Origin of the sequence: Streptomyces niphimycinicus (assembly GCF_018883605.1) — a bacterium.
GTDB lineage: Bacteria > Actinomycetota > Actinomycetes > Streptomycetales > Streptomycetaceae > Streptomyces > Streptomyces niphimycinicus.
Genome location: NZ_JAHLEM010000196.1, coordinates 25,929 through 37,672, shown reverse-complemented (window position 1 = coordinate 37,672; position 11,744 = coordinate 25,929). Strand labels below are relative to the sequence as shown.

The window sequence follows — 11,744 nt, the reverse complement described above, 5'->3', positions numbered from 1 at the left end:
GGCGGAGGCGCCCTCGGCCGGGTCCGTGGCGGAGGCGGTCGGGGCGCTGTGCCGTCTGCCCCGGTCGTCCGTCTTGCCGTCGAGCGCCTTCTGGCGGCCCGCGTCGCCCGCCCGCCAGCCCGCGTCCGCGAGCAGCGACTGCGCGGCGTTGGTGTCCGGGTCGCCGAGCGCGCCGCTGTGGTCCTTGTAGCCCGGCTGGCCCGCCATGAGCAGATGGTTGCCGAGCGGCTCGGACGGCAGCCCCATCGGCTTCAGCACCAGCTTCGCCAGGGCCTTCCGGTCGATCGCGCGGGCCACCGCGCGGCGCACCCGCTCATCGGCGAGCGGGCCCTTGGTGCCGTTGAGGGCGAGCTGGGTGTAGGCGGAGTCCAGCGCCTTGCGCAGGGTGAACCTGCTCAGCGCCCGGGTCTGCGACCGGTTCTTGTCGGTGTCGCCGGTGGCCTGGCCGGTGTCGCCGGTGGCCCCTCCCTGGGCTCCGGCCGTCTCCCGGCCGGAGCCGAGGGAGGGCTCCGGCGCGCCCGCCTTGCCCGGGGCCGAGGAGCCCTGCCTGGTGCCCGCGGCCTGCTTGTCCGGGGCGGTGGCCCGGATGCGCCGGGCGGTGGCCCGGTCCACCTCGGCCAGATCGAGCTGTCCGTCGATCAGGGCCTCGTCGCGCTTGTCGGCGGGCACCGTCCGGAAGACCAGTCGGCTCAGCCGCGCCCGGTTGCCCCACCAGCGGGGGTTGCGGACCAGGGTGACGGAGTCGTCCGAGACCTCGCGGACCATGAAGGGCCCGGCACCGACGGCGAGCCCCTTGGCCGCCGGTGCGGTGAAGACCGCCGGGTTGCCCATCACGCTCTTCGGGTACAGCGGGGTGAACAGCGAGCGCCAGTCGGTGTACGGCTTGGCGAAGGTGACCTTGACCTCGTGTTCCTTGTCCCCGGGTTCGATCTTGGCGATCCGGTCGTAGCCGGCGTTGCGCGCCGTTCCGTACGCCTCGTCGGTGCCGCGCAGCGCCCGCCACTGGGCCTGGAAGTCCTCCGCGCCGATCGGGCGGCCGTCGCTCCACACCGCCTTGGGGTTGAGCTTGTAGACCACGACCTGCTTGGGGTCGGACGAGGTGACGTCGGCGGCGGTCAGATAGTCGCCGTTGCGCTGGGGCCTGCCCCGGGCGTCGAGGGTGTAGAGGGAGGGCAGCACGGCGCCCGCGATCCGCTGGGTGCCCGTGTCCGCGGTCTTCTGGAACGCGTTGAGGGTGGTGGGTGCCGCGTCCAGGGCCCAGCGCAGGGTGCCGGTACCGGAGGTCGCGCTGCGCGGCGCGGAGGCGATATCCCAGGCGGCGCGCGGCGGCGGGCCGTCGTCGTCCGAGCTACAGCCGGTCAGTACGGGCAGCGGCAGCATCACCCCCGCGGCGAGCAGCATGGCGCGGCGGCGCTTGGTGAGGGGCATGGCTCGTACCTCCGCAGGGTGACGGATATATGCGCATTTGGCATAGTGTGACGCTGATCGCATATACTCGTCACTCAAAGCGACGGTTCATGGGACAGCACGCCGAGAAGGCCATGGAGACGGCCATGAGGGGAAAGGATCACCCGTCCGGATCAATGCGGCGGGCGCGCACTCCGGCGCGCGGCGGCGGAATCGCGCCGGTGGCGCCGCCAATCCCGACAGATCCCTTCACAACCACGACCGTGGCGCGTAACACTCGCTGTCGCATGAGCGTCGCCAACCGCAACCGCGGAAGTGAGGGCAAGTCATGTCCTTGAACGACGACTTGACGGCCGTCCAGCGCTGTCTCGATGACCTGGTCCGTTCCGTCTCCCGGCTGGAGCAGCGGGTGGGCGCCGGCGGGCTGGAGATACGCCGTGTCCGCACCGACGCGGACCACCTCCGCGAGAGCCTCGCCCTCCTGCGCGAGACCGCGCCCGAGGAGCGACCACGCCCCGAGATGGTTCCGGTCCCCGACGCGCCGTACAACAGTGCGCTGTGGTCGGACGTCGACGACGAGGGCCTCGGCGCGCGCGATCGCCACGCGCCCTAGGGACGGCTCGGCGCGCCTCCCGTCGTCGGGGCGCCCCCCATCGTCCCCCCATACCACTCCACCGCGGAGTTCCCCTTGGCCACAGGCACCGACCCCCAAGCCACCACCCCCGCGCCCGCAGGCGGCGGGACGGCCCCGCACGGCGTGCACGGCGCCACCCGCGCCGCCATCCCCGCCCGCCATCTGCGCAGTGACCGCTGGTGGCTCTCCCCGGCGATCACCGCCGCCGGGCTGTTCGCGTTCATCGTCTACTCCACCTGGCGGGCCTTCTCCGGGGACGACTACTACGCAGAGCCGTATGTCTCCCCCTTCTACTCGCCCTGCGTCGCCCAGAACTGCGTGCCCATGAAGGGCGGCGCCAACTGGGAGATCTTCGGCGCCTGGTGGGGCCTGTCCCCCGCACTGCTGATCCTGATCTTCCCGCTGGGCTTCCGGCTGACCTGCTACTACTACCGCAAGGCGTATTACCGGGGCTTCTGGGCCTCGCCGCCCGCCTGCGCCGTCGCCGAGCCGCGCGCCAAGTACACCGGCGAGACCCGCTTCCCGCTGATCCTTCAGAACATCCACCGCTACTTCTTCTACTTCGCGGTGATCGTCGCGGGGATCCTCACCTATGACACCGTGCTCGGCTTCCGGGACGAGCACGGCCGCTGGGGCCATATGGGCCTGGGCACCCTGGTGCTGCTCGCCAACATCGCGCTGATCTGGGCGTACACCCTCTCCTGCCACTCCTGCCGCCATATCGTCGGCGGCCGGATGAAGCACTTCTCCCGGCATCCGGTGCGCTATCGGCTCTGGGGCTGGGTGAGCGGGCTCAACGCCCGCCATATGCAGTTGGCCTGGGCCTCTCTCATCAGCGTCGCCGTCGCGGACTTCTACGTCTATCTGGTGGCGAGCGGTGCCTTCGACGATCCCCGCTTTTTCTAGGAGAGGTGCTCATCGATGACGCAAGTCGAGCGGCAGGCGTGGGACGTGGTCGTGATCGGCGCGGGCGGCGCCGGGCTGCGGGCCGCGATCGAGGCCCGCGAGCAGGGCATGCGCTGCGCCGTCATCTGCAAGTCGCTCTTCGGCAAGGCCCATACCGTGATGGCCGAGGGCGGCATCGCCGCCAGCATGGGCAATGTCAACGAGCGCGACAACTGGCAGGTGCACTTCCGCGACACCATGCGCGGGGGCAAGTTCCTCAACCACTGGCGGATGGCCGAGCTGCACGCCCAGGAGGCCCCGGACCGGGTCTGGGAGCTGGAGACCTGGGGCGCGCTCTTCGACCGCACCCCGGAGGGCAAGATCTCCCAGCGGAACTTCGGCGGCCATGAGTACCCCCGCCTCGCCCATGTCGGGGACCGCACCGGCCTGGAGCTGATCCGCACCCTCCAGCAGAAGATCGTCTCCCTCCAGCAGGAGGACAAGGCCGCGACCGGCGACTACGAGTCCCGGCTGAAGGTCTTCCAGGAGTGCACGGTCACCCGGATCGTCAAGGACGGCGACCGGGTCGCCGGGGTCTTCGGCTACGAGCGCGAGTCGGGGCGTTTCTTCGCGATCGAGGCCCCGGCCGTGGTGCTGGCCACCGGCGGTATCGGCAAGTCCTTCAAGGTGACCTCCAACTCCTGGGAGTACACCGGCGACGGCCATGCGCTGGCGCTGCTCGCGGGCGCCCCGCTGATCAACATGGAGTTCGTGCAGTTCCATCCGACCGGTATGGTCTGGCCGCCCTCGGTGAAGGGGATCCTGGTCACCGAGTCGGTGCGCGGCGACGGCGGGGTGCTGCGCAACAGCGAGGGCAAGCGCTTCATGTTCGACTACATCCCGGACGTCTTCAAGGAGAAGTACGCCCAGTCCGAGGGCGAGGCCGACCGCTGGTACGAGGATCCGGACCACAACCGCCGCCCGCCCGAGCTGCTCCCCCGCGACGAGGTGGCCCGCGCCATCAACGCCGAGGTGAAAGCGGGCCGGGGCTCCCCGCACGGCGGGGTCTTCCTCGATGTGTCCACCCGGATGCCCGCCGAGGTCATCAAGCGGCGGCTGCCCTCCATGCACCACCAGTTCAAGGAGCTGGCGGACGTCGACATCACCGCCGAGCCCATGGAGGTGGGCCCGACCTGTCACTACGTGATGGGCGGGGTGGACGTCGACCCGGACACCGCGGCCGCGACCGGGGTGCCCGGTCTGTTCGCCGCGGGCGAGGTCGCGGGCGGAATGCACGGCTCCAACCGGCTCGGCGGCAACTCCCTCTCCGATCTGCTGGTCTTCGGGCGCCGCGCCGGGCTCCACGCGGCCCGCTACGCCCAGCAGACCGCGACCTCCGGCACCCGCCCGGTGCCGGACGAGACCCAGCTCGACCTGGCGGCGGCCGAGGCGCTGCGCCCGTTCAGCGCCGAGGCCGGTGAGCCGGACGAGAGCGCGGGTCCGGCCGGGCCGCCGGAGAACCCGTACACCCTCCACCAGGAGCTTCAGCAGTCGATGAACGACCTGGTGGGGATCATCCGGAGGGCCGGGGAGATGGAGGAGGCGCTGCACCGGCTGGCCAGTCTGCGGGTCCGGGCGCGCCGCGCCGGGGTCGAGGGACACCGGCAGTTCAACCCCGGCTGGCATCTGGCGATCGATCTGCGCAACATGCTGCTGGTCAGCGAGTGCGTGGCCCGTGCCGCGCTGGAGCGCACCGAGAGCCGCGGCGGGCACACCCGCGACGACTGCCCGGAGATGGACCGCGACTGGCGGCGGCTCAATCTGGTCTGCCGGCTCTCCGACCCCTCGGGCGGGCTGGCGGCACCCGACAACGGACACGGCCAGATCCGGCTGGAGCGGCGCGAGATGCCGCCCATCCGGCCCGATCTGCTGAACCTGTTCGAGAAGGACGAGCTGGTGAAGTACCTGACGGACGAGGAGCTGACCCAGTGAGTGCGTACGAGGCCCACTTCCGGGTGTGGCGGGGCGACCAGGACGGCGGCGGTCTGAAGGACTTCCACGTCGAGGTCAACGACGGCGAGGTCGTGCTCGACATCGTCCACCGGCTTCAGGCGACCCAGGCCCCCGATCTGGCGGTCCGCTGGAACTGCAAGGCGGGCAAATGCGGTTCGTGCAGCGCCGAGGTCAACGGCCGCCCCCGGCTGCTGTGCATGACCCGGATGTCGGTGTTCGACCGGGCCGAGACGATCACCATCACCCCGCTGCGGGCCTTCCCGGTGGTGCGGGATCTGGTGACGGACGTGTCGTTCAACTACACCAAGGCCCGCGAGGTGCCGTCCTTCGTCCCCCCGGAGGGGGTGGGGCCGGGCGAGTACCGGATGTGGCAGGAGGACGTGGGGCGGTCGCAGGAGTTCCGCAAGTGCATCGAATGCTTCCTGTGCCAGGACACCTGCCATGTGGTGCGGGACTTCGAGGAGAACAAGGAGGCATTCGCCGGGCCGCGGTTCCTGATGCGGGTCGCCGAGCTGGATATGCATCCGCTGGACGCGGCGGCGGAGACCGGGCTGGACCGCAAGCGCACCGCCCAGGAGGAGCACGGACTGGGCTACTGCAACATCACCAAGTGCTGTACGGAGGTCTGCCCCGAGCAGATCAAGATCACCGACAATGCGCTGATCCCGCTCAAGGAGCGGGCGGTGGACCGTAAGTACGATCCGCTGGTCTGGCTCGGCAACAAGATCCGGCGCCGGGGGCAGTGACGCCTGCGGCGGGCTGACCCCATCCCTGCCCCTGCCCATAGCGCCAATACGCGGCTCCGGCGCGTGGCAGGGGCTCCACCCCTGCACCCCGGGGGTCTGGGGCGAAGCCCCGCCACGCGGCGGAGCCGCATATCGATGCCGCGGGAAGGGGCGAAGCCCCGGAATCGGGAAGGGGCGGGGAGGGGAAAGCGTCGATATGCGGCTCCGCCGCGTGGCCCGCCCGAGCCGGTGTTCGCCCTCCGCTTCGTGTCGCGGGCCCGTCGGCGTGCCGGGCCGTCAACACGTCAACACGTCAACACGTCACCAGAGGCTGAGCAGCGCCTCCACCGAGTCCGGCCCCGCGGACCGGCCGTCCGGCAGCGCCAGCTCGAACCAGACGGTCTTGCCGAGCGGGGTCCGCCGGCTCCCCCAGCCCGCGCTGAGCAGCCCGACGAGCTGGAGCCCGCGCCCGCCCTCGTCGGTGTCCCGGGCGCGCCGCCGCCGGGGCTGGACCAGTCCGCCGTCCCAGACCTCGCAGACCAGCGTGCGGTCCAGCAGCAGCCGTAGCCTGATCTCGCCCTCGCCGTACCGCAGGGCGTTGGTCACCAGCTCGCTGACCAGCAGCTCGGTGGTGTCCACCAGACCGTCAAGACCCCAGGACTCGAGCTGCTCCCGGGCCAGTTCGCGGGCCCGGCCCACGGACTGCGGGGCGCTGGGCAGGTGCCAGTCGCCGACCGACTCGGCCGACAGGCCCTGCACCCGGGCCATCAGCAGGGCGATGTCGTCCTCGCCGTGGTGGGTGTCGAGGGTGCTCAGGACGTGGTCGCAGACGTCCTCGAGGGATCCGGCCGCGGCGTTTCCGCCATCGGCGCCGTCGGGGGTGTCGAGGGCCGCGCGCAGGGCCTGGAGTCCCTCGTCGAGGGTGTGGTCGCGGGATTCGACCAGACCGTCCGTGTAGAGGGCCAGCAGTGCGCCGTCGGGCAGCTCGACCTCGATCTCCTCGAACGGCTCGCCGCCGACGCCGAGCGGCATGCCCGGCGGGACCTCCATCAGCAGGGCGTTCTCCCCCGGTTCCACCACGACGGGGGGCGGATGCCCGGCGTTGGCGAAGGTACAGCGGCGGGTGACCGGGTCGTAGACGGCGTAGACGCAGGTGGCGAGGTAGACCTCGGTCAGATCGGAGGGGTCGTCGGCGGTCTGGCGGCCGCGGGCGCGCGATCCCGCCCGCGCGCCGGCGTGCGAGCCGCCCGGTGTGCCGAGGCCGAGGGCGATCTCGTCCAGCGCGGAGAGCACCTCGGCGGGCTCCAGATCGAGCAGGGCGAGGGTGCGTACGGCGGTGCGCAGTTCGCCCATGGCCACGGCGGCGCGCAGCCCCCGCCCCATCACATCGCCGACCACCAGCGCGGTGCGGTGGCCGGGCAGCTCGATCACATCGAACCAGTCGCCGCCCACCTCGGTCGCCGCGTTCCCCGGCAGATAGCGGCAGGCGATGTCGAGCCCGGCGGCCTCCGGGTCGCCGGGCGGGAGCAGGCTGCGCTGGAGTATCAGCGCGCGTTCATGTTCTCTGCGGTACAACCGGGCGTTGTCGATGCTGACGGCGGCGCGGGCGGCCAGCTCCACGGCGAGCGCGCGGTCCCGTTCGCCGAAGGGCTCACTGCCCTTGGTACGGGAGAACTGGGCCAGGCCCACGACGGTGTCGCGGGCGACCATCGGCACCACGAGGGTGGACTGGAGCATGGCGCCGAACTCCAGGCTCTCACTGCCGTCCCGGCCGGGGACGACCCGCACCTGGGCGGTGCGCAGGGCGTGGGCGCACAGGGAGTTGAAGGGGTAGCGGTGGACCTCGCCGACCTGGATGGGCTTGGGATCCTCGGCGGTGTTGACGCGGCAGATGTCGCCGAAGGCGACCGGGCCGTCGGAGACCGCGCTGGCGAAGGCGACACGGCGCAACTCGGCGCTGCCATCCGCGAGTCCGGGCGGGGTCTCGTCGCCGGAGAGCAGCCCCTGGTAGAGGTCGACGGAGGCCAGATCGCAGAACTGCGGCACGGCCACGTCCAGCAGTTCCCGGGCGGTGGTCTCCAGATCGAGCGAGGTGCCTATTCGGGCCCCGGCCTCGTTCAGCAGCGCCAGATTGCGCCGTACGCCCGCGGCCTCCTGTTCGGCGCGGCGGCGGCCGGTGACGTCCGTGGCCAGTCCGGCGATGCCGATGGGGCGGCCGGAGCCGCTGTGCAGCCGGTAGAGCGAGACCGACCAGCGGCGGCGGTCGGCGCTGCCCGGGGTCTGGCCCATGAGCGGCATATCGGTCAGTGCCTGGCCGGAGTCCAGGACCTGGCGCAGGGCGGCGGCCAGCCGGTCGGCCTCGCCGCGCGGCAGCAGATCGTGCGGGGTCACCCCGCGGTATTCCTCGGTGGGGCGGCCGAAAACCCTCGCAAAACGCTCATTGACCCGGAGCATCCGCAGATCGGTCCCGAAGAGGAAGAAACCGAGCGGAGATTGACCGAAAACGGCCTGTGAAGAAGCGAGATCGGTTTCCAGGCCGCGCAACGCACTGACGTCCACCGCGATACAGAGCGCGGCCCGCTTCCCGTCCTCATCCTGGGCGGGCATCACATAGACCTCGGCGATGCCATGTCCGTTCGGCGCCTGGGGGCTACGGTAGGGGACCAGCCCGGTCCACTCCCGGCCGTCCAGGATGTCGGCGACCGCGCGATGGCCGGTCTCCTGGTACTCGGGCGGTACGAACGCCTCCACCGGGTCCTTGCCGATGGCCTGGTGTGCCGTCAGCCCCAGCAGTTCCGCGGCCCGTTCGCTCCACTGCGCGATCCGGCCGTCGGACCCCAGTGCGAAGGAAGCGACCTGGATGTAGTCATAGATCGAGCCGGGCGGGCTGCTCTGCCACACCGCCGACATCGAGGACATGGGCGACATGTCCGGCACCGAAGACCCTTGCGACACCGGCGACACCTGCGAACCAACCGTCTCCTCGGGCATCTCAGCCCCCGCTGGCTTCTCGCTCATGCGCCCGTCCCCTCCGGCTCAGGTGCTCCGACCGGCTCCAGATAGCCGAGTATCCAGCACTTCGGCCATCCCGAGTACGGTCTTCACGATCACAGCACTATCTCAGCCCGCCATCGGTTTCCGTCCCGGCTTTTGGTGAAGCGCTCATGATCAGCGCTCCCCCTCACTCCTAACCAGGTGGAGGCGGCTCGAATCCCATGGATTTTCCCTGTACGAGACCTCGAACGGGCCCGCGCGGGCCGGTCTCAAGGGGTGCGCGGAGGGGCACCCTCGGCGCCCCGCTCTGCGCCTTGCCCAGTGCCCTGTTCGGGGCCTTGCCCGGCGGCCTGCCCGGCATCACGCCCGGCGCTCCGCTCGGCGCCCTCGGCCGCGCGCAGCAGACGCACCGCCTCGGCCACCGCGGGACGGTCCTCGTCCAGCCAGTCGACCTCGTCCACCCGGTCCGGGGAAAGCCAGCGCAGTTCGTCGTGGTCCTCCAGCGGGCGCGGCTCACCGGAGCGCAGGGCCGCGGTCCACACCCGCAGCACATAGCCGGGCTTCAAGGGCCACTCCCCCGGCAGCGGTTCGAGCGGCTCGATCTCGACCCCGAGTTCCTCGCGCAGTTCGCGGACGAGCGTCTGCGGCGGGGTCTCCCCCGGCTCGGCCTTGCCGCCGGGCAGCTCCCAGCGGCCCGCGAGCTCGGGCGGGGCGCTGCGCCGCGCGGCCAGCAGCCGCCCCCGGTCGAACACCGCTCCACCCACCACCACACGCACGCTCATGCGCCGCACCTTAGCCTGCCTGGCCTGCGCCGATACACACCAGGGCCCCGGGGCGGACGCCCCGGGGCCTGGGAAGATATGCGTATTCCCGCGGGCTGACCGGATTCCCGCGGGCTGACCGGATTCCCGCGGTCTAGCCGGACTGACGGGTCGCCGCGGTCCGCTCGACCACGTACAACTGCTCCTGGCCCTGGCCCTCCAGGCGGTCGGCCACCTCCTGGGCCTCCGTCCTCGTGGCGTAGCGCCCGACGCGGTAGCGGTTGCCGTTGGTGTCCTGGCGGATCACGAGCCAGGGCAGCACAGCGTTCCCGTCACTCATCTCCCCGCCCTCTCCGCTGTGGCCCGCCCGGGCGTACGCCCCCGCGGCACCATGAAGGAAATCCCGATCCGCATATGCCCGAGCCTACGCCCTACCTTCACGCAGCGGATACGAGTTCTTACAACGAGGCACTCATCCGGCCATGTCTCAGACGTATGTCCTCAGGCGTATGTCCTCAGGCGTATGCCTCAGACGCGCGCGTCGGCCTTCGCGCGGTCGTCGTCCCCGCCGTCCTCGCTGCCCTGGCCGTCCTCGCTGCCCTCGCCGTCCCCGCCGTCCTCACCGGCCGGGGCGGTGCCCAGCTCGCGCTCGGCCTCCAGCAGCGTCGGATTGCGCCACGCACTGCGTACGCCCCAGACGTAGAAGGCCAGCCCGATCAGGGCGACGACCAGGATGTCCCAGCCGCCCGGCAGATAGCCGCGGCCGCCGAACTCCTTGCCACCGGCCCATGACACCGCCGCCATGACCAGCAGATACGTGACCATCCAGGCACCGGCGGCCAGATGCGGCCGAAGCTGTGCCCACGGCTTGCGCAGCTCGTACCAGGCCCAGATCGGCAGCCCGATCGCCATGATGAAGATGACCTTGCCGGTGAGCGGCCAGCGGGCCCAGTACAGCACCAGCGAGCCGAAGACCATCGCGATCGGCGCGATCACCGGCATCGCGCGCAGCTTCACCGGACGCGGCAGATCCGGGGAGAGGCGGCGCAGCGACATCACGGCGACCGGACCGGTGATGTACGAGATCACGGTCGCGACGGAGACGATCTCGGCCAGCGAGCCCCAGCCGCGGAAGACCGCGAGGAAGATGAAGGCGATCCCCAGGTTGAGCAGCAGCGCGGGGCGCGGAATGCCGGTCTTGGGGTCGACCTTGCCGAAGATGCTCGGCAGATGGCCGTTCTCCTGGACGCCCTGGATCATGCGGGAGGTGGTGGCCGCGTAGATCATGCCGGTGCCGGACGGGGAGATGAAGGCGTCGGCGTACAGCAGCATCGCCAGCCAGTTCAGGCCCCAGGCCAGGGACAGATCGGCGAGCGGGGAGTTGTAGGAGAGCCCGGACCAGCCGCCGTGCGCCAGATCCGCGGCGGGGACGGCGGTCAGGAAGGCGATCTGGAGCGCGACGTAGATCACCAGCGAGATGAGGATCGAGCCGATGACGGCCTTGGGCAGCGACTTCCCGGGGTTACGGGCCTCACCGGCCATGTTGAGCGGCGACTGGAAGCCGTTGTAGGCCCAGACGATGCCGGAGACGGCGACCGCGGTGAACACGGAGCTCCAGCCGTTGGGGGTGAAGCCGCCGTGGCCGGTGACATTGCCGGTGTCGAAGTGCGACAGCAGCAGGGCCCCGGCGGTCAGGGTCGGCACCACCACCTTGAAGACGGTGATCGCGGTGTTGGTCTTCGCGAAGAGGGTGATCGCGAACCAGTTGAGGAAGAAGTAGAAGAGCAGCAGCACGGACGCGAGCGCGACACCGCTGCCGGTCAGCTCCTTCCCGTCGTACAGCGCCTTGGCCCAGCCGAAGTCCCAGGAGCTCATGTACTGCACGGAGGCGGTGGCCTCACCGGGGATCACCGAGACAATGGCGATCCAGTTGGCCCAGGCGGCCAGATATCCGGCCAGCGAGCCGTGGGAGTACTGGCCGTACCGGACCATGCCGCCGGCCTTGGGGAACATCGAACCCAGCTCGGAGTAGGTCAGGGCGATGGTCAGGGCGACGGCGGCGCCGATCACCCAGGCCAGGATGGCGGCGGGTCCGGCCAGCGAGGCGGCGCGTTCGGCGCCGAAGAGCCAGCCGGAACCGATGATCGACCCGAGACCCACGGCGGTGAGGGCCACCGGTCCGAGTGACCTTCGATAATGCGAGTGGGAACCGTGCTCCGTGCTCAACGTTCCTGGCACTCCCTTCGCCCCCCGACGATCCGGACACAAACCGGTCCATCGTAAGAGCGAAATGGATGATCGCCTTCCAGTAACCCCTTTCACCTG

Annotated in this window: 9 protein-coding genes; 4 read left to right on the top strand and 5 right to left on the bottom strand. The window is 70.8% G+C overall.

Annotation, left to right across the window (positions count from 1 at the left end; translation table 11 throughout):
* Positions 1-1,428, bottom strand: a 1,428-nt coding sequence (locus KN815_RS18980; protein WP_216343143.1) for an ABC transporter substrate-binding protein, incomplete at its 3' end; no start/stop codon positions are given.
* A gap of 307 nt (positions 1,429-1,735) precedes the next feature.
* On the opposite strand from KN815_RS18980, the gene KN815_RS18975 reads away from it, so the two are divergent.
* From KN815_RS18975 to KN815_RS18960, 4 genes are all read left to right on the top strand, one after another.
* Positions 1,736-2,020, top strand: coding sequence for an Rv0250c family protein (locus KN815_RS18975; protein ID WP_069864407.1), 285 nt, complete (start codon positions 1,736-1,738; stop codon positions 2,018-2,020).
* 75 nt (positions 2,021-2,095) lie between these two features.
* A complete protein-coding gene (gene sdhC, locus KN815_RS18970) occupies positions 2,096-2,947 on the top strand; it encodes a succinate dehydrogenase subunit SdhC (protein WP_216343142.1) in 852 nt (283 codons plus the stop codon).
* Positions 2,948-2,962: 15 nt separating this feature from the next.
* Positions 2,963-4,918 (top strand): fumarate reductase/succinate dehydrogenase flavoprotein subunit, encoded by a 1,956-nt coding sequence (locus KN815_RS18965; protein WP_216343141.1) that lies wholly within the window; start codon positions 2,963-2,965, stop codon positions 4,916-4,918.
* Entirely contained in the window at positions 4,915-5,685 is a 771-nt protein-coding gene (locus KN815_RS18960) for a succinate dehydrogenase/fumarate reductase iron-sulfur subunit (RefSeq protein WP_216343140.1), read from the top strand. The genes KN815_RS18965 and KN815_RS18960 overlap by 4 nt, the downstream gene beginning before the upstream one ends.
* A gap of 300 nt (positions 5,686-5,985) precedes the next feature.
* Here the strand turns inward: KN815_RS18960 and KN815_RS18955 are convergent, their stop codons facing one another.
* From KN815_RS18955 to KN815_RS18940, 4 genes are all read right to left on the bottom strand, one after another.
* Positions 5,986-8,682, bottom strand: coding sequence for a SpoIIE family protein phosphatase (locus KN815_RS18955; protein WP_216343139.1), 2,697 nt, complete (start codon positions 8,680-8,682; stop codon positions 5,986-5,988).
* Positions 8,683-8,927: 245 nt separating this feature from the next.
* Positions 8,928-9,440 carry a (deoxy)nucleoside triphosphate pyrophosphohydrolase gene (locus KN815_RS18950; protein WP_216343138.1) on the bottom strand — a complete coding sequence of 171 codons (513 nt, stop codon included), beginning with the start codon at positions 9,438-9,440 and terminating at the stop codon, positions 8,928-8,930.
* Between the two features lie 133 nt (positions 9,441-9,573).
* On the bottom strand, positions 9,574-9,759 hold the full coding sequence (locus tag KN815_RS18945; RefSeq protein WP_078643335.1) for an SPOR domain-containing protein: 186 nt from the start codon (positions 9,757-9,759) through the stop codon (positions 9,574-9,576).
* Positions 9,760-9,947: 188 nt separating this feature from the next.
* Positions 9,948-11,645, bottom strand: coding sequence for an APC family permease (locus KN815_RS18940; protein WP_216343137.1), 1,698 nt, complete (start codon positions 11,643-11,645; stop codon positions 9,948-9,950).
* Positions 11,646-11,744: the final 99 nt, after the last annotated feature.

Excerpts from the sequence above, each read along its gene's own strand:
- KN815_RS18965 (WP_216343141.1), top strand. The coding sequence starts at position 2,963 with ATGACGCAAGTCGAGCGGCAGGCGTGGGACGTGGTCGTGATCGGCGCG.
- KN815_RS18975 (WP_069864407.1), top strand. The coding sequence starts at position 1,736 with ATGTCCTTGAACGACGACTTGACGGCCGTCCAGCGCTGTCTCGATGAC.
- KN815_RS18950 (WP_216343138.1), bottom strand. The coding sequence starts at position 9,440 with ATGAGCGTGCGTGTGGTGGTGGGTGGAGCGGTGTTCGACCGGGGGCGG.
- KN815_RS18955 (WP_216343139.1), bottom strand. The coding sequence starts at position 8,682 with ATGAGCGAGAAGCCAGCGGGGGCTGAGATGCCCGAGGAGACGGTTGGT.
- KN815_RS18945 (WP_078643335.1), bottom strand. The coding sequence starts at position 9,759 with ATGAGTGACGGGAACGCTGTGCTGCCCTGGCTCGTGATCCGCCAGGAC.